The organism is Hyphomicrobium zavarzinii ATCC 27496, from assembly GCF_000383415.1.
Classification (GTDB): domain Bacteria; phylum Pseudomonadota; class Alphaproteobacteria; order Rhizobiales; family Hyphomicrobiaceae; genus Hyphomicrobium_C; species Hyphomicrobium_C zavarzinii.
On sequence record NZ_KB911259.1, the window covers coordinates 227642 to 243829 of the forward strand.

At 65.3% G+C, this 16188-nt stretch carries 19 protein-coding genes and 1 other RNA gene; 7 read left to right on the plus strand and 13 right to left on the minus strand.

What is annotated here, in order from left to right; all coding sequences use genetic code 11:
- Positions 1-228 precede the first annotated feature (228 nt).
- From tolB to ruvC, 12 genes are all read right to left on the minus strand, one after another.
- On the minus strand, positions 229-1758 hold the full coding sequence (tolB, locus tag F812_RS24175) for a Tol-Pal system beta propeller repeat protein TolB (protein WP_245257687.1): 1530 nt from the start codon (positions 1756-1758) through the stop codon (positions 229-231).
- A 64-nt stretch (positions 1759-1822) separates the two neighbouring features.
- Positions 1823-2905, minus strand: coding sequence for a hypothetical protein (locus tag F812_RS0115385; protein WP_020086875.1), 1083 nt, complete (start codon positions 2903-2905; stop codon positions 1823-1825).
- Between the two features lie 204 nt (positions 2906-3109).
- Positions 3110-3568, minus strand: a complete 459-nt coding sequence (tolR, locus tag F812_RS0115390; protein WP_020086876.1) for a protein TolR — start codon at positions 3566-3568, stop codon at positions 3110-3112.
- Between the two features lie 171 nt (positions 3569-3739).
- Positions 3740-4453, minus strand: a complete 714-nt coding sequence (gene tolQ / locus F812_RS0115395) for a protein TolQ (RefSeq protein WP_020086877.1) — start codon at positions 4451-4453, stop codon at positions 3740-3742.
- 384 nt (positions 4454-4837) lie between these two features.
- The gene (locus tag F812_RS0115405) at positions 4838-5164 is read right to left on the minus strand and encodes a YnfA family protein (protein WP_020086879.1); all 327 of its coding nucleotides are present in this window, start codon (positions 5162-5164) and stop codon (positions 4838-4840) included.
- Positions 5161-5829 carry a carbonic anhydrase gene (locus tag F812_RS0115410; protein ID WP_020086880.1) on the minus strand — a complete coding sequence of 223 codons (669 nt, stop codon included), beginning with the start codon at positions 5827-5829 and terminating at the stop codon, positions 5161-5163. The genes F812_RS0115405 and F812_RS0115410 overlap by 4 nt, the downstream gene beginning before the upstream one ends.
- A gap of 67 nt (positions 5830-5896) precedes the next feature.
- Entirely contained in the window at positions 5897-6397 is a 501-nt protein-coding gene (locus tag F812_RS0115415) for a YbgC/FadM family acyl-CoA thioesterase (RefSeq protein ID WP_020086881.1), read from the minus strand.
- Between the two features lie 35 nt (positions 6398-6432).
- Complete coding sequence (locus tag F812_RS0115420) at positions 6433-7368, minus strand: metallophosphoesterase (RefSeq protein WP_020086882.1); 936 nt, start codon at positions 7366-7368, stop codon at positions 6433-6435.
- A gap of 142 nt (positions 7369-7510) precedes the next feature.
- Positions 7511-8560 (minus strand): Holliday junction branch migration DNA helicase RuvB, encoded by a 1050-nt coding sequence (gene ruvB / locus F812_RS0115430; RefSeq protein WP_020086883.1) that lies wholly within the window; start codon positions 8558-8560, stop codon positions 7511-7513.
- Positions 8561-8642: 82 nt separating this feature from the next.
- A complete protein-coding gene (locus F812_RS0115435) occupies positions 8643-8885 on the minus strand; it encodes a hypothetical protein (protein WP_020086884.1) in 243 nt (80 codons plus the stop codon).
- A gap of 67 nt (positions 8886-8952) precedes the next feature.
- Positions 8953-9579 (minus strand): Holliday junction branch migration protein RuvA, encoded by a 627-nt coding sequence (gene ruvA / locus F812_RS0115440; RefSeq protein WP_020086885.1) that lies wholly within the window; start codon positions 9577-9579, stop codon positions 8953-8955.
- Positions 9576-10106, minus strand: coding sequence for a crossover junction endodeoxyribonuclease RuvC (gene ruvC / locus F812_RS24180; protein ID WP_020086886.1), 531 nt, complete (start codon positions 10104-10106; stop codon positions 9576-9578). Before ruvC ends, ruvA begins: the two co-directional genes overlap by 4 nt.
- A 98-nt stretch (positions 10107-10204) precedes the next feature.
- Here ruvC and F812_RS25600 point away from each other — a divergent pair, with 98 nt between their 5' ends.
- The 3 genes from F812_RS25600 to F812_RS0115460 all read left to right on the plus strand — a co-directional run bounded on the left by F812_RS25600 (position 10205) and on the right by F812_RS0115460 (position 12374).
- Complete coding sequence (locus F812_RS25600) at positions 10205-10528, plus strand: hypothetical protein (RefSeq protein WP_020086887.1); 324 nt, start codon at positions 10205-10207, stop codon at positions 10526-10528.
- Positions 10529-10593: 65 nt separating this feature from the next.
- A complete protein-coding gene (locus tag F812_RS0115455; RefSeq protein WP_020086888.1) occupies positions 10594-10941 on the plus strand; it encodes a hypothetical protein in 348 nt (115 codons plus the stop codon).
- A gap of 95 nt (positions 10942-11036) precedes the next feature.
- Complete coding sequence (locus F812_RS0115460) at positions 11037-12374, plus strand: ferredoxin reductase family protein (RefSeq protein WP_020086889.1); 1338 nt, start codon at positions 11037-11039, stop codon at positions 12372-12374.
- A 64-nt stretch (positions 12375-12438) separates the two neighbouring features.
- Here the strand turns inward: F812_RS0115460 and gap are convergent, their stop codons facing one another.
- Complete coding sequence (gap, locus tag F812_RS0115465) at positions 12439-13446, minus strand: type I glyceraldehyde-3-phosphate dehydrogenase (protein ID WP_020086890.1); 1008 nt, start codon at positions 13444-13446, stop codon at positions 12439-12441.
- 284 nt (positions 13447-13730) lie between these two features.
- On the opposite strand from gap, the gene F812_RS0115470 reads away from it, so the two are divergent.
- The 4 genes from F812_RS0115470 to F812_RS0115480 all read left to right on the plus strand — a co-directional run bounded on the left by F812_RS0115470 (position 13731) and on the right by F812_RS0115480 (position 15905).
- Positions 13731-13982, plus strand: a complete 252-nt coding sequence (locus F812_RS0115470; protein WP_020086891.1) for a DUF4164 family protein — start codon at positions 13731-13733, stop codon at positions 13980-13982.
- Positions 13983-14016: 34 nt separating this feature from the next.
- A non-coding RNA gene (gene ssrS / locus F812_RS26130) (6S RNA) lies at positions 14017-14180 on the plus strand.
- A 59-nt stretch (positions 14181-14239) separates the two neighbouring features.
- Complete coding sequence (locus F812_RS0115475) at positions 14240-14842, plus strand: 5-formyltetrahydrofolate cyclo-ligase (protein WP_026868170.1); 603 nt, start codon at positions 14240-14242, stop codon at positions 14840-14842.
- A gap of 238 nt (positions 14843-15080) precedes the next feature.
- Positions 15081-15905 carry a TIGR00282 family metallophosphoesterase gene (locus F812_RS0115480; protein WP_020086893.1) on the plus strand — a complete coding sequence of 275 codons (825 nt, stop codon included), beginning with the start codon at positions 15081-15083 and terminating at the stop codon, positions 15903-15905.
- The last annotated feature ends 283 nt before the right edge of the window (positions 15906-16188 follow it).

Sequence of the window (16188 nt, forward strand, 5' to 3'; positions counted from 1 at the left end):
GGGTACTGGCCCGGCATGATTTGATCAAGAACTGAGGGTCGTGCGACACTGTTTTCCCCCCTCGTTGATGCGAAAATGCCACGCCGTTGTTGGTGCTCCTCGAGCCTCTGGACGGCCGCCGCACGCCGCATGGAAGCCCCTGATTTACAAAGATTAATGCCTCACCCTGACGCAGAGGCGCAGATGCAAGAATACGCGCGCCCGGTTAAGCTCCGGTTAAACACTGTATCAGTTTAAGAGGGGGGACCAAGCAGGGTCCGACCCGAACGAAGGGGTGTTCACGACTCGCTCGTTGTAGCCGGTGAGATCGACCGAGTAGATTCGCGCTCCGCCGGTCTCGCCCTGGCTCTCCCGGAAGAACATCAAAACACGCCCGTTCGGAGCCCAGGTCGGCCCCTCGTTGTGGTAACCCTCCGTCAGGATTCGCTCTCCGGACCCATCCGGACGCATCACACCGATCAGGAAGCGGCCAGCTAACTGCTTGGTAAACGCGATATAATCGCCGCGGGGCGACCACACGGGCGTGGAGTAGCGCCCCTCGCCCACGCTGATCCGCCGGGCTCCCGAGCCGTCAGCCCCCATCACGTAGAGCTGCTGGGTCCCCTCGCGGTCCGACTCGAACACGATCGAGCGCCCATCCGGCGAGTAGCAGGGACTCGTATCGAGCGCGCCGGAGTTGGTGAGCTGGCGCGACTGCCGGGTCCTGAGATCCATTTCGAAGATGTTGGAATCGCTTCCGTTCTGAAGGCTCATGATCACGCGCTGCCCGTCCGGCGAGAAGCGAGGCGCGAACGTCATGCCCGGAAACTCGCCGACGGCCTCACGCTTGCCGGTCTCGAGATTCATCAGGAACACATGCGGTTGATCGCGGGTGTAGGCCATGTAGGCGATCTCGCTCGCGACCGGATTGAACCGCGGCGTCAGCACCAGCTCCTGTCCCTGCGAGAGCAGCCGCACGTTGGCACCGTCCTGGTCCATGATCGCGAGGCGCTTAACCCGCTTCGCCTTGGGACCGGTCTCGTCCACGAACACGACACGCGTGTCGAAGTAGCCCTTCTCGCCCGTCAGACGCTCGTAGACCTGGTCGGCGACGAGGTGGCCGACGCGGCGCCAGTTCTGCGCGCCGGTCGTGAAACGCTGGCCCGCAAGCTGCTTGCCGCTGGTCACGTCCCAAAGCCGGAACTCCGAGGTGAGACGTCCGTCCGGACCACGCGTGACGCGGCCCACGGCGAGCGCTTCCGCGCCGATCTGGCGCCAATCGGGAAAGCGCGGCAACGCGTTGACATCACGAATGTTTTCAAGGAACGACGCCGGATCCAGAGGCTGAAACAGGCCCGACCGCTCAAGGTCCGCCATCAGCACTTGCGCAACGTCTGCGGCGAGCTTCGGATCATCCCCCACGAACACCGGAATCGCGATCGGAATCGGCGCAACCGTGCCCTGTCTCTGGGTGCCGCGAAGGCCTCCGCCTTCGCCTCCCGAGAAGCCGCCCCCTCCGCCTCCGCCGCCGCCGGCGCCACCACCGCCGCCACCCGGAGGCGGCGTCTGATAGCCCTGCTGGCGAAGCTGATCCTCGAAACCACCGCCGCCGCCTCCCCCGCCGGCCGGCGGGCGATAGGCGTCATCCACTTGCGCAAACGAGGCGGGCGCGAACGTCGTCATGGCCAACAGAACGAGCGTCGCGGCGAGCAAAGGGAGCTTGAGCATCAGGGTCCGGGCCAGGAGAGCGATGTGAGAAGGGGAACGGGGATCAGTCATGGTCCTCATCTTCAATACAAATCGTGGCACCAGAGTGCTTCCGGAAAGGTTTCAGCCGTAACGCTTACAGCATTTCGCGCGGATCAAAATCCCAGATGATCGATTTCCAGGCCCAGTAGCTATCGGGCGGAAGGTTGAACGGCGAGCACATCTTCACGGCGCGGATCGCCGCTTCCGCCGCGATCTGGAACACGGGCCCCGTCTGCGGCGCCTCGATAGTGGGCTCGCCGTCGAGCGAGCCGTCGGGATGAAGCCGCCAGCGGATCGTCACCACCGTCGTCTCGATACCGCCGCCACCGCCCGGAAGCTTCCAGCAACCCCGCAGCTGAGCGCTGATCTGGCTCTTGAGAATGTCCTGCTCGCGCGCCGATAGCCGCGGTGCGTCGCCCTCGCTCGCACCCGCCGTCGGCCCCGTATAGTCCGTCGGATTGGTCGGCGGTGTCGCGGAATTGGGCGCGCCCTTGCGTGTCGGATCCTTGTCCAACAACGCCGCGAGGCGGTCGGCCTGCTGCTGCTTTTTCTTCTTCTCTTCCTCTTTGCGCTTCTGCTCGGCGAGCTTTTTCTTCTGCTCCGCCTTCTTCTTCTCCTCGGCTTTGCGCTTCTCCTCGGCCTTCTTCTTTTCCTCTTCCGCCTTCTTCTGCTCTTCCGCCTTGCGCTTCTCTTCGGCCTGCCGCTGCTCCTCCGCCTTCTTCTCTTCCTCAACCTTCTTCAGCTCGTCGGGCGTCGGCCCCGGCGGCGGATCGGGCGGCATGGCAGCCAGCTTCTCCGCGATCGGATCGGATTTCGGGGGTTCCTGCTTAGGAGGCTCTTGCTTGGGAGGCTCAGGCGGGGGGGCCTCGGCCGCTTTCTTCTCCTCCGGAGGCGGCGGCGCAGGCTCGACCGGAAGCTCGGGCGCCGTCACCGGCTTGGGCTTCTCAGCTTCGAGCTTCGACACTTCGGGCTTGGGTTCGTCCTTGGCTTTCGCTTCGAGCTCCTTCGCCGTCTCGCTGCCCTTCTTGAGCGCGAGCAGCTCGGACGGCGTGATGAGCGCAACCGCAATCGGTTCGGGCTCGGGCGGCGCCAAAGGCGGCGTCGCGGCCATGGCGAGATACGCCCATAACAGGGCGCCGCCGTGTAGAAGAATGGAAACGGCCAGTCCGAACTGCACGGCTAGCCCCCGCTACGTGGCGTGAGGAGGCCGCCGGAGTGCGCGCAAGCACGCACGCTCAACTGCGCGCGAAGCTTCGCCCGGAATGATGTCGGGCGGCCGGCGCCTTGCGCCTCATGTGCTCGCCTGTGCTGCATCATGCCATTGTCCTCGTGCGGGCCCGGCGCCGGGCGTCGTCTCCGATCCGCGAGCCCGTCTCGATTCTCAAGGGGCCTTGGCCCCATCCTCCACCTCTGTTACGAGCGACACCTTCTTGAAACCGCCGGCACTGATGCGCCCCATCACGAGCATGACCGTGCCGTAGGTGATACCCTTGTCGCCGCGCACGAAGATCTGCTCGTCCACGCCGTTCTTCGCGATGGCCTTGAGCTTCTCCGCCACCTCGTCGAGCGCGACCTTCGTCTCACCGATGAAAACATCCCCGTTGGCCGAAACCGAGATGGTGAGCGGCTCCTTGTTGCTTTCGAGCTGCTTGCCCTGCGATTGGGGAAGCTCGATCGGCACGCCCACCGTGAGAAGCGGCGCCGCCACCATGAAGATGATGAGCAGCACGAGCATCACGTCCACCATCGGCGTGACGTTGATCTCGCTCATCGGCGCATGGCCGCGACCGCGCCGGCCCCGGCGCCTGCCGCCACCCCCCGCTTTGATGCTCATCCCCATCTAGTGTCCCGATTCCGAAGTTCGCTTGAGTTTGCGGCTAGGTCCCAGAGCGAACTTCGGAATCACAGGGGACACTAGAATCAAAGATTTACTCGTGTGGTTCAGATCGAGAAATGCGCTCTGAACCTGATCGCTCGATATGGCGAATTTCCCGATCATCCCACGAGGTCGTCAGCTCCTCACGTCGATCTGGCGAGAGACGATCGCGGCGAACTCGTCCGCGAAGGCTTCGAGGCGCTGGCTGATCTGCGCCGAGTCGGCTGAGAACTTGTTGTAGAAAACCACCGCCGGAATGGCCGCCATGAGGCCGAGCGCAGTGGCGAACAGCGCCTCCGCGATGCCCGGCGCGACGACGGCGAGGTTGGTATTCTTCGAGACGGCGATGGCCTGGAAGCTCGTCATGATGCCCCACACCGTGCCGAACAGACCGACGAACGGCGCCGTGGAGCCGACCGTCGCGAGAAACAGAAGCCTGCGGTCCAGCCGCTCCATCTCGCGGCTGATGGTGACGTCCATCACCTTCTCGACGCGAAGCTGGATGCCGCCGAGCGCACGGATGTTGCCCTCGACGGAGCGCTTCCACTCGCGCATCGCGGCGACGAACAGCGCGGCCATGGTGATCGTGCGCCCGCGCGAGAGCCCATTGTAGAGCTCGTCCAGCGACTGGCCCGACCAGAAGGTCTGCTCGAAGCGGTCCGCCTCGATCCGCGCGCGCCGGAACGCGATCAGCTTCTCGATGATGATCGCCCACGACCACACGGAGGCCAGCAGCAAGCCGCCCATCACGAACTGGACGGTCGGCGAGGCCTGCATGAAGAGTTCGATGAAGGATACGCCATGCGCCTGGGGCGCAAGGGTGGTTTGCGTCACGTCTGCGGGATTCATTGCGTCAACCGTCTTTCGAGACTTGGACCGTGATCGCCGCGGATCCTATCCATCCGAAGCGCAACTCGCCGGCATCGTCAGAGACCGAGAGCCCGGCCGCCGAGATGCGAGCGGAGCGCGCACCGGGAGCGAAACCGGACTCGAAACCAAAACTTAGCGCACGCTCCCCCTCACGGCCCGTTTCGAAGAAGAGCGAACGTGCTCTGGAGCGGGCGGCCGAGTGCCCCGTCGACATGTTGGTGCAGAATCAGCACTCCGCCCCCTGGCGTGTGCAACGTGCACTGGCGCGCACGGACCATCAAGACCCATGTTGCCGCGCAATATGACAAAACAAGGGCCAGCGACCGGTGCGGACAGCCTCGGGACGAGCGAAAAACGACACGCTCAGGCTGAACGCGGTCCATAGAGAATGAGCGCCGTTCCGGCGAGGCAGATCGCCCCGCCGATGAGGTCCCACCGGTCCGGACGGAAGCCTTCGTAAGCCCACAGCCATCCGAGCGACGCCGCGATGTAGACCCCGCCGTAGGCCGCATAGGCCCGCCCGGCGAATTCCGCATCCACCCGCGTCAGGAGCCAGGCGAAAGCGACGAGCGACATCACGCCCGGAACGAGCCAGAACGCTGGCGCGCCCTGCCGCGCCCAGGCCCAGAAGGCAAAGCATCCCGCGATTTCGCACAGCGCGATGAGCACGAAGAGAGCGATCGAGGTCATGCCGTCCCCGCCGCGGCGTCCTGAAGCCCGCGCCACGCGCCGGTTTTGGGATCGTAGGCCAGGATCTCGCCCAGCTCCATGTCGTAGAGCCAGCCGTGAATGCCGATCCGCCCTTCGGCGACGCCCTGAGCGACGATCTCGTAGGTCATCAGGTTGTCGAGCTGGAACTGGATGTGCGCCCGGATGGTCGCCGCCATACGTTCGGCCTCCGGCACGCGCGCGGCCGCCACGAGCTGATGGGCCCGCCGCGTGTACTCCACCCAGCGCCCCAGGTGCGCCTCCTGGCCGGGCGGAATAGGCTCCGCCAGCGCCTGGATGCCGCCGCATCCCGAATGTCCGCACACCACGATGTCGTCCACGCCGAGGTGCCCCAGAGCATACTCGATCGCGGCTCCCACCGTGTCGTCTTCCGCCCACGACGGCGGCACGCAGTTGGCAATGTTGCGCACCTCGAACAGCTCGCCGGGATCCGCCGAGGTGATCTGCGAGGGCACCACGCGGCTGTCGCAGCAGCCAATCCAGAGCAGTTTCGGCTTCTGCTTGCGGTTTGCGAGACCTTTGAAGAAGGCCCTGTCGCGCTCGAACTCGAGCCGGAAGCGCTCATAGCCTTCCACGGCATCCTTGATGTCGAGATCGACGCCGCGTGAATCCTTCGCGGTGGTCATGCTGCTCCCCCATAAACCCCTGTACGCCGGGCATCATTCCCGCATGCGCATGACTTGTCTATGCGCCTCACGCGCCGGGGGGAGCAACTTTCCCAGTATCTGCGCCCTCGAAAGCACTCCGGACGGCCGTCGAGAGCCGCACCGGCTTGCCGGAGACCGCCACCAGTACCACCGTCACCTCGGCTTCGAACACGCGCCGTCCCTGGTTCACCACCGCCTGCAGAAGCGTGACGCTCGCGCCGCCCAGTTCCTTCACCCGCGTCTCCACGATCAGAAGATCGTCCATGCGCGCGGGCCGCAGGAAATCGCACGTCATCCGCCTGACCACGAACGCGGCGGGCTCATGGCTCGCCGAGCCGTCGATCAGACGGCGGGAATCGGTGCCGAGAAGCCGCAGGAAATCCGTCCGCCCGCGCTCGCACCAGCGGATGTAGGAGGCGTGATAGGCGATGCCGCCCGCGTCCGTATCCTCGAAATAGACGCGCACCGGCAGGATATGCCGCCGCCCCGTCTCGTCGTCGATGATGCGGCCCGCAATGTCCGGCCAGGCGTTTGTCGTCTCGCTCATGAGGGTGTCTGAGATCCAATAGAAACGGCACTGCGTCAGGCGAAGTCGTGGCCCGACACGGCATCGATGACCACGATTTCCGGCGGCGCCCCGAAGCGGATGGGCAGCGTGGAGCAGCCGAGCCCCGCCGACACGATGAGGTTGCGCTCCTCCTCGACGATATGGCCGTAAACATAGCGCCGGCCGTAGCGCGAGGGAACGATGGGCGCGAACCCTGCGATCGTCACCTGCCCGCCGTGGGTATGGCCCGCCACCGTAAGCGACACGCGCGCGGGAACCTCGGGGAAGATATCGGGCTCGTGCACCATCAGGATCACCGGCGCATCGTCGCCGATCTTGGCGAGCGTGCCCGCGAGGTCGTCGACCCCCACATAGCCATCGCTCTTGTGGGCGAGCCCGCGCGTATCCTCTTTCGGCCAATAAGCCCATTGGTCTCCGAGACCGGCGAGCCAGAACGGCAGCCCCTCCTTTTCGATGCGCACCGCATCGTTCTCGTAGACGGGGATGCCCGCCGCCTCCAGCGCCTCCCGCGACTTGATGGGACCCGAGCGCCGCTCCTGCACCTCGGGGTCCTCCCACCAGTCGTGATTGCCGAGCACCGCATGAACGCCGAGCGGCGCCTTGAGCTCCGCGAGCACTCCTGCCCAATCCTCGTGCTTCACCGCGCGGCTGAACACGCCCATGCGCCAGCCTGCCACGTAGTCGCCGAGCAGCAGCACCATGTCGGCGGACAGCGAGTTGGCGCGCGCCACGATGCGGCGCAGCCGGTCGATGCCGAGCCACGGCTCGCAGATATGAAGGTCGGTGATGATGGCGATCCGCAGCGAGAGACCAGGCGTCCAGCCCGGAGGCGAGATCCGGTAGCGCGTGATGCCGAGACGGAACGGCTCGGCCAGCGCATAGCCACCGAAGCTCATGGACGCCACGCCGGAAAGCGCGAGCCCCTTGAGCAGCGTTCTGCGGGAGATCAACACGGGGCCTCTGAATTGTGCCGAAATTTATCGCGACGAAATGAGCGCGCCGGACCGGCGCCAAGCTCAGCACCAAATGATGACCAGAATGTTGCTGAGGCAGCGCACCGAGGACGCATAGACCGCACACAGAGGACGCCCGTCAAGCCGAGCTTCCTTCGTCGTCCTCGAAGATCGGCAGCTCCGGGCTCGATGCCCGCGCCGGTCCGGAAACTCCGAGATGGCGGAAGGCCTTGAGCGTCAGCACCCGCCCGCGCGGCGTGCGCCCGATAAACCCCTGCTGCAACAGATAGGGCTCCACGATCTCCTCCAGCGCATCCCGCGGCTCGGAAAGCGCCGCCGCGATGGTCTCGATGCCGACGGGACCGCCCTCGTAGGTCGTCGCGATGCAGGTGAGATAGCGGTGATCGAGCGCGTCGAGACCGGCGTGGTCCACCTCGAGCGCGCGCAGCGCCTTGTCGGCAATGGCAGCGTCGATGATGTCGGCCCCCGCCACCGCCGCGAAATCACGGACACGTCGCAAGAGGCGCCCTGCGATGCGCGGCGTACCCCGCGCGCGCCGCGCGATCTCGGTTGCCCCATCCGGACCGATCGGCGCGCCGAGCACGCGCGCGCCACGCGTCACCACGCTCTCCAACTCCTCGACCGTGTAGAAATTGAGCCGGATCGGAATGCCGAACCGGTCGCGCAGCGGCGTCGTCAGCAGCCCCGCCCGCGTCGTCGCGCCGACGAGCGTGAACTTCGCGAGATCGATGCGCACCGAGCGCGCCGCCGGCCCCTCGCCGATGATGAGGTCGAGCTGGAAGTCCTCCATCGCCGGATAGAGGATTTCCTCGATCGCCGGATTGAGGCGATGGATCTCGTCAATGAAGAGCACATCCCGCTCTTCGAGATTGGTCAGAAGCGCGGCGAGATCGCCAGCCTTGGAGATCACCGGCCCCGAGGTGGCGCGGAAGCCGACCCCCATCTCCTTGGCCATGATCTGCGCGAGCGTCGTCTTGCCAAGGCCGGGCGGGCCGGCAAACAGCACGTGATCCAGCGCATCGCCGCGCGTCCTCGCCGCCGCGATGAAGACGCGAAGGTTTGCGCGCGCCTGCTCCTGGCCCACGAAGTCGTCGAGCGAGCGCGGCCGGATCGACGCCTCGTAGGCATCCGCCTCGCGCTTCGCTCCGCTGATAAGGCGGTCGGTCATGATTTGTTCCTGACCGTGTTCGCACACGCCGTCAAGCGCACGGCGGCCACACGGGCGATCTCACACCAGAAAAGCAGCGAGGCTAGGCCCTCCGGCACACCAGCTTGCCGACAAGCAGCGCAATCGCAGGCGGTCCAGCTGCCAGCAGGCCGAACATGATCGCATGCTTGCTCGTCGCCGCCCTGAACGCCTCGAGGGTCCCCGGATCATTGGCCGAAACGTCGAGCGGCAGATGCGGCGCGGTCGTGTAGCCAAAGTAGGCGACGAGCCCAGTCCAGATCAGCGACAGCACGAGCCACACCGGAAACGAGAAAAGCCTGCACATCGAGCCAGTTCCTACTGCCTACTGCCTACTGCCTACTGCCTACTGCCTACTGCCTACTGCCTACCCCTCACCGCGCCAGCTCCTTGAGCCCGCGCCGGATCAGCTTCGCGGTATCCGCGTCCATTCCGAGCTCCTTCACGGCAGCCGCAACGGCCGCGGAGGCCTGCGCGGGGTTGTAGCCGAGGTTGGTCAGCGCGGAAATGGCCTCTGCAGTGGCAAGGCCGTCCGTCGGCAGCTCGGCGGCAACAGGCCCCCCCGGCCCTGCCACCGGCACGTGCAGGCCCGCAACCGAGAGCGCAGGCGCCTTGTCCTTGAGCTCCGCCACGATCCGCTGCGCGAGCTTCTTGCCGACCCCCGGCGCCTGCTCCACCGCCGCCCAATTGCCGAGCGCGATGGCATTGGCGAGATCGTGCGTGGACAGCACCCCGAGCACGCCCAGCGCCACCTTGGAGCCGACGCCCTGCACGTTCTGCAGCGTGCGGAACCAACTCCGCTCCACCTCGCTCTGGAACCCGAAGAGGCGAATGGCATCCTCGCGCACATGCGTATCGATGGTGAGCGTCACGTCCTCGCCGAGTTTGAGATTGCGCAGCGTGCGCGCCGAAAGCTGCACCTCGTAGCCCACGCCATGCACATCGATGATCGCATGGGCTTCCCCGATGGCGTCCACTTTGCCTTTGAGCTGCCCGATCATCCGCGCATCTCCTCCTTCAGCACGCGCCGCGCGAGCGCCGCCGCCCCGCGATGATTGGCGTGACAAATAGCGATTGCCAAGGCGTCCGCCTCGTCCGCGCTCTCGAATTTGGCCTTGGGCAGCAGAAACCCGACCATCGCCTGGATCTGCCGCTTGTCCGCGTGACCCGAGCCGACGACGGCCTTCTTGATCAGGTTCGGCGGATACTCGGCGACCCTGAGGCCCCGCATCGCAGGCGCCAGCAGCGCCATGCCGCGCGCCTGCCCGAGCTTCAGCGTCGAGCGTGGGTTCTCGTTGACGAACGTCTCTTCGACGGCCGCCTCGTCCGCTTTCGACGACGAAAGCACACCGAGAAGCCCCTCGAAAAGCTCTCGCAGCCGGTAGGACAGCTCTTCGTCGGAGGTCGACGTGATGAGGCCCGAAGAGACATAGCTGAGCCGCACGCCATCGCTTTCGATAACGCCCCAGCCCGTGCGCCGAAGCCCGGGATCGATACCGATGATGCGAACCAGCCTGTCCTTTTGCATCCCTCCCGATACCGCGATTCGCGCGACGGAGACTTACGAACGCTTTTCAGAAGTTATGCCCGGGGATAGGCTCAGCATACGGAACCCCAGAGGACACCATGCGCTTTTCCGCCCCCGCAGCACTTGCCGTCGCGGCCGCACTCATGACAGCGGCAAGCCCCGCCAGCGCCGGCGGCGCTTCCCCCGAATTCCTCTGCCTCAAGGATTTGAAAGCCTCGCTCGAAGGCCTGTCCATTGCCTGCTACAGCGAATCGGGTTGTGCCTACGTCGAGGCGCAGAAGGCCGAGCCCCTGCCCGATTACGACCAAGAAAGCGTGGCCTATGCCTTGGGGCGTGAGAAGATCGAGGGCATCGTCACCGCGTCCGAGCCGATCATGAAAAAGATCAAGGGCTTCGGATATTCCTGCCGCAAGCTGGATTGACGGCGCGCACGTCTCCACTCACCACCGCCGAGTTTCCAATCAACGCCGCCACACGGGGGACCCCTATGCTTCAGTCGCTGACGCTCGGCACCAACGAATGGATGATGATCTGGGGCGCGGGCATCGCCCTCTTCGCGCTCTTCATCATGTGGCGGGTTTCCCGCTACGACCTTGCGGGCGCCGCCGTCGACAGCGCCTGGCAGGTCGCTACCGGCCAGCGCACATCGGAGAACCCGACCGCGCTCGAGCAGAAGCTGCGCGACATCAATGCGGGAGCCTCCGTCGGTGGAAAGGCCAAGCGCGCAGCCGGCACCGTCATCGGCCACTTCGCCGCCAAGGTGGCGAACTTCATCGCCATTCTCATGCTGCTGGCCGGCGGTGGGCTCATCGCTGCGGGCTACTTCTGGCGCTGAGGCATCCGCACCCGGACCCATTTGTGATCGATCAAACCGCTCCGCGCTTCGCCCGTTAGTGTTCGATCCGCAAAGAAAAAACGCGGGCCCGAACTATGAGAAACATCAAGACAGCCCTCATCGCCTTCATCGCGATGCTCACGGCCCTCTGGCTCCTGGCCGATACGATCCTGCCCGACCCGCTGACCTATTTTTCGTTTCGGTCGGTGTTCGTCCAATACACGGGCATCCTCGCCATCGGCGCCATGAGCGCGGCGACGCTGCTCGCCGTCCGTCCGCTATGGCCCGAGCCGCTGCTCGGCGGCCTCGACAAAATGTACCGCCTTCATAAATGGCTCGGCATTACGGCGCTCGTCGCCGGCCTGCTCCATTGGTGGTGGGCCAAGGGCACCAAGTGGATGGTGGGATGGGGCTGGCTGACGCGGCCAGAGCGCCGGCACGGAGGCGATCAGGTCTTCGGTCCCATTGAGGGCTGGCTCAGAAGCCAGCGTGGCCTTGCCGAGTTCGTGGGCGAATGGGCCTTCTATGCCGCCGTCGTGCTGATCGCCCTCGCGCTGTGGAAGCGGTTCCCCTACCACTGGTTCGCGAGAACGCATAAGTGGATCGCGGTCGCCTACCTGATCCTCGTCTATCACGCGGTCGTGCTCACGAAGACCTCGTACTGGAACGAGCCCGTCGGCTGGGTCACCGCAATCTTGATGCTGGCTGGGTCGGTGGCTGCTGTGATGGCGCTCTTCCAGCGGATCGGCGCGGGGCGCACGGCGCAAGGCACCATCGAAACCCTCACCTACTATCCGGAGCTCCGCGTTCTCGAAACCTCCATCAGGATCGAGGATGGCCATTGGAAAGGGCACGAGGCAGGCCAGTTCGCGTTCGTGACGTCGAATGCGGTGGAAGGAGCCCATCCCTACACCATCGCATCCGCCTGGGACCCAGCCACCCAGCGCATCGTCTTCATCACCAAGGCGCTCGGCGACCACACAGGGCGCCTTCATGAGACGTTGAAAGCCGGATTGCCCGTCAGCGTCGAAGGCCCCTATGGCTGCTTCACATTCGGCGATAAGCAGCCGTGCCAGATCTGGATCGGCGCCGGGATCGGCATCACGCCGTTCATCGCGCGCATGAAGCAGCTGGCGCGATCCGGCTCACCCCAGGAGATCGTGCTCTTCCACCCGACCACCGATTTCGATCAGGCAGCCATCGACAAGCTCACCGCCGACGCCAAGGCCGCCAATGTGCGCCTGCACGTGCTCGTCGATGCCAGGGATGGCCTCTTGAACGCAGACCGCATCCGCGAGGCCGTTCCGGGTTGGCGAACGGCGAGCTTCTGGTTCTGCGGCCCGCCGCGATTCGGCGAAGCGCTTCGCAACGACTTCATCGCCCACGGTCTCGACGCCGCGAGCTTCCACCAGGAGCTGTTCGAGATGCGCTGAACGCAAAAACGCCCGCGGTCCGGCAGCCGGACAGCGGGCGCGAAGCGATCGGCGTAAGCCCGCCTTAAAGCAGCTTGCCCATGGCAACGGCCGTGTCGGCCATGCGGTTCGAGAAGCCCCACTCGTTGTCGTACCACGAGAGAACGCGTACGAGCGTGCCGTCCAGAACCTTAGTCTGGTCGAGATGGAAGATCGACGAACGGCTGTCGTGATTGAAGTCGATCGACACGTTCGGCTGATCGGTGACGCCCAGAATGCCCTTGAGGTGCTGGGATGCGGCCACCTTGATCGCAGCGTTGATCTCGTCCTTGGTCGTCTCGTTCTTGGCGACGAACTTGAAATCAACCACGGACACGTTGGGCGTCGGAACGCGGATCGCCGTGCCGTCGAGACGGCCGTTGAGCTCCGGCAGCACGAGGCCGACGGCCTTCGCAGCGCCCGTCGAGGTCGGGATCATCGACAGCGCCGCCGCGCGGCCGCGATAGAGATCCTTGTGCAGCGTGTCGAGGGTCGGCTGATCACCCGTATAGCTGTGGATCGTCGTCATGAAGCCCTTCTCGATGCCCACGAGATCGTTGAGCACCTTCGCCACCGGCGCGAGGCAGTTGGTCGTGCACGAGGCGTTCGAGACGACGAGATGATCCTTGGTCAGCTTCTCGTGGTTGACGCCGTAGACCACCGTGAGGTCGGCGCCGTCCGCCGGAGCCGAGACCAGCACGCGCTTCGCGCCCGCCGTGAGATGGGCGGCGGCCTTCTCCTTGCTGGTGAAGATACCGGTGCACTCGAGCGCGATATCGACGCCGAGGTCCTTGTGCGGAAGCTCCGCCGGGTTCTTGACCGCAGTCACCTTGATCGGCCCGCGGCCGAGGTCGATGCTGTCGCCCTTGACAACCACCTCGCCGGGGAAGCGGCCATGCACGCTGTCGAAGCGCAGAAGATGCGCGTTCGTCTCCACCGGGCCGAGGTCGTTGATTGCCACCACGTCGATATCCGTGCGGCCCGACTCGTAGATCGCGCGCAGCACGTTGCGGCCGATGCGGCCAAATCCGTTGATCGCGACCTTGAGTGCCATGAAAAGTCCTCCAAACCGGTGGTAAAAATTGTTGGGCGGGACGGCGCGGACAGAAGCGAAGCACCTGAAAATCCCGCCGGGCGGGCGCCATTAAGTTTGGGACCCCCCGCCCTGTCAATGCCATCTCCCGCCACACCGCGAGCCTCTGGCAAAATTGATCGCGTTGACCATCATTCCGGAAACCTCATTTCTTGCGCCGCAAGATGAGATTCCTTATGCTGTTACGGGGCGGTAGGCAGATCTGTTGCGTACCGGGGCTTACGAGGGAAAACACGGGTTAACTCATGGTGCAGCGGGTCAGAGAGAAAGCGAAACGTCCGGCCAGCCGCGCCAAGGAGCCGGCTTCCGCCGCTGCCCCTGCCGATCGCACCGAGGCACGCGTGAAGGCGCTCGAGCAGGAGCGCGACAAGCTCAAGGCGGAGCTCGAGATCGCCCGCTCACGGATCGCCGCGCTCGAAGAAAGCCGCAGCGCCGTCGCCAGCCGCATCGACTGGGTCATCGAGTCGCTCAGCGGCGTTGTCGACAGAACGGACTGAGCCCTCGCTTTTTTCCCGGCCGCATCCTATGTTGGAAAGGCTGCGGGGTTCGTCAGGAACACATGAATCTCCAGGGCCTATAAGATCTGCCTGGGAGCTGTCCCTGGCCGGGGCCGTGGCCCCGGACATATGGCGCCCACCTTACATTTGTAGGGACCCGGCGAGATCAACCGTTCCAACGGCCACCGCGGCACTTTCCCTTCCTCGTTGACCGCGCCCGTCTTGCGGACGTGCCCAAAACCTCCGCCGGACGCCTCGTGAAAGATTCCGCTTCGCCAGCCTCTGTAGACGACCAGAAGAAAGAGATGCGCCGCGAGGCCAAGGCCACGCGTAAGGACGCGTTCGCCCGTCACGGGGCCACCGCCGCCGCGGACATCGCTCGCCATGGGATCGCCTTCGCCGGACGCGCGGCCCCTGCCGTCGTCTCGGGCTTCCTGGCCATCGGCGAGGAGATCGACCCCACGCCTCTCATGCTGCGCCTCATGGCCGAAGGCTATCGCCTCTGCCTGCCAGTTATGGAGGCGAAGGGCAAACCTCTTCTGTTCCGCGCCTGGTCACCGGGCGATCCGCTGGGCGAAGTGACATGGGGCATCCGCGAGCCCCTGCCTGAGGCGCCCGTGCTCGACCCCGATATCGTGCTGGGTCCGCTGCTCGCCTTCGATACCCTCGGATACCGCCTCGGCTATGGCGGAGGCTTTTACGACCGCACCCTGGCGCGCCTCAGGGCGCTGAAGCCGGTCGTTTCGATTGGCCTCGCTTTCGACGAGCAGCGGGTCGACGCCGTGCCCCGCGTCGACTATGACGAACGCCTCGATTGGATCCTGACCCCTTCCGGGCCTCTGAAGTGCCAGTCCGCATGACGAACAAGCCGATGATCGCCCATTCCAAGCGTCGCGCGCGCCCTCTCCCCGTGTCCCGCAGAGCGGAGGCAAACGGCGGCGGAAAACCCACACGTGCCTGGACCTGGGCCTCCGCCGGGGTGATGGAGCGGGGAGGACTGCAGCTTTCCCATTTTCCAACGTCATCCCGACGCAGGTCGGGATCCAGACACGCATCGACGCACGACCGGCCGCCTCCATTCCTGCGAGGGCACGCCTGATGCGCCTGCTGTTTCTCGGAGACATCGTCGGCCGTGCGGGCCGTAAAGCAGCCGTCGAGGCGATTCCGCGCCTGCGCCAGCGCTACAAGCTCGATTTCGTCGTGATCAACGGCGAGAACGCGGCAGGCGGCTTCGGCATCACCGAGGCCATCCATCTGGAGCTGATCGACGCCGGCGCCGATGCCGTGACCCTCGGCAATCACGCGTTCGACCAGAAAGACACCCTCGTCTTCATCGGCCGCCAGGAGCGGCTGATCCGCCCTCTCAACTTTCCGCCCGGCACGCCGGGACGCGGCGCAGGGCTGTTCAAGGCCAGGAACGGCGCGGACGTGCTCGTCATCAACGCCATGGGCCGCGTGTTCATGACCGAAACCGACTGCCCCTTCCGCGCCATCGACCGCGAGATCACTGCCTGCGGCTTGAAAACCGGGGCCGATGTCATCCTGATCGACTTTCACGCGGAGGCGACGAGCGAGAAGCAGGCGCTTGGCCATTTCGTGGACGGCAGGGCCAGCGTCGTGGTCGGTACTCACACCCACACCCCCACGAGCGACGAGCGCGTGCTGCCCGGCGGCACGGCCTACATGTCGGACGCGGGCATGTGCGGCGACTACAATTCCGTGCTCGGCATGGAGATCGACGAGCCGCTCAACCGCTTCCTGACACGCCTCCCGCGCGAGCGCTTCGAGCCGGCCCTCGGCCCCGCAACCGTCTCGGGTCTCGCGGTCGAGATCGACGACAAGACCGGCCTCGCGACCCGCGTGAAAAGCTTGCGGCTCGGTGGCGTTCTGGAGCCTACCGAGCCGCTCTTTTGGGTCGAGTGAGAGATCGTCTATGGCAACCGCTGAGGATGGGTTAACCCGCCCTCGGCGCAATGGTGAGACATGCTCACCCTGGTCCGCAATTGGGCAATAGCGGGATATCCGAAAGTCTAGTTGATTCTACTCGCCCCCGCGAGGCCCGGCCAAAGCGGCCGGCCCTCAATCCGCCCCAAAACCCCTGTTTCAGAGCCGTTGCTCCCGATCAACCATCAGGACGCTTCCCTCCGCTATTTCCGGGCTTTTTGGGCCGTGAGGGGGTTGACCGGCGGCAGACGGCCGCTCATTA

What these genes read in the sequence shown, in the direction of transcription:
- tolB (WP_245257687.1), bottom strand. Translation starts at nt 1,758, where the DNA reads ATGACTGATCCCCGTTCCCCTTCTCACATCGCTCTCCTGGCCCGGACC.
- tolR (WP_020086876.1), bottom strand. Translation starts at nt 3,568, where the DNA reads ATGGGGATGAGCATCAAAGCGGGGGGTGGCGGCAGGCGCCGGGGCCGG.
- tolQ (WP_020086877.1), bottom strand. Translation starts at nt 4,453, where the DNA reads ATGAATCCCGCAGACGTGACGCAAACCACCCTTGCGCCCCAGGCGCAT.
- F812_RS0115405 (WP_020086879.1), bottom strand. Translation starts at nt 5,164, where the DNA reads ATGACCTCGATCGCTCTCTTCGTGCTCATCGCGCTGTGCGAAATCGCG.
- F812_RS0115410 (WP_020086880.1), bottom strand. Translation starts at nt 5,829, where the DNA reads ATGACCACCGCGAAGGATTCACGCGGCGTCGATCTCGACATCAAGGAT.
- F812_RS0115415 (WP_020086881.1), bottom strand. Translation starts at nt 6,397, where the DNA reads ATGAGCGAGACGACAAACGCCTGGCCGGACATTGCGGGCCGCATCATC.
- ruvB (WP_020086883.1), bottom strand. Translation starts at nt 8,560, where the DNA reads ATGACCGACCGCCTTATCAGCGGAGCGAAGCGCGAGGCGGATGCCTAC.
- F812_RS0115435 (WP_020086884.1), bottom strand. Translation starts at nt 8,885, where the DNA reads ATGTGCAGGCTTTTCTCGTTTCCGGTGTGGCTCGTGCTGTCGCTGATC.
- ruvA (WP_020086885.1), bottom strand. Translation starts at nt 9,579, where the DNA reads ATGATCGGGCAGCTCAAAGGCAAAGTGGACGCCATCGGGGAAGCCCAT.
- ruvC (WP_020086886.1), bottom strand. Translation starts at nt 10,106, where the DNA reads ATGCAAAAGGACAGGCTGGTTCGCATCATCGGTATCGATCCCGGGCTT.
- F812_RS25600 (WP_020086887.1), top strand. Translation starts at nt 10,205, where the DNA reads ATGCGCTTTTCCGCCCCCGCAGCACTTGCCGTCGCGGCCGCACTCATG.
- F812_RS0115455 (WP_020086888.1), top strand. Translation starts at nt 10,594, where the DNA reads ATGCTTCAGTCGCTGACGCTCGGCACCAACGAATGGATGATGATCTGG.
- F812_RS0115460 (WP_020086889.1), top strand. Translation starts at nt 11,037, where the DNA reads ATGAGAAACATCAAGACAGCCCTCATCGCCTTCATCGCGATGCTCACG.
- gap (WP_020086890.1), bottom strand. Translation starts at nt 13,446, where the DNA reads ATGGCACTCAAGGTCGCGATCAACGGATTTGGCCGCATCGGCCGCAAC.
- F812_RS0115470 (WP_020086891.1), top strand. Translation starts at nt 13,731, where the DNA reads ATGGTGCAGCGGGTCAGAGAGAAAGCGAAACGTCCGGCCAGCCGCGCC.
- F812_RS0115480 (WP_020086893.1), top strand. Translation starts at nt 15,081, where the DNA reads ATGCGCCTGCTGTTTCTCGGAGACATCGTCGGCCGTGCGGGCCGTAAA.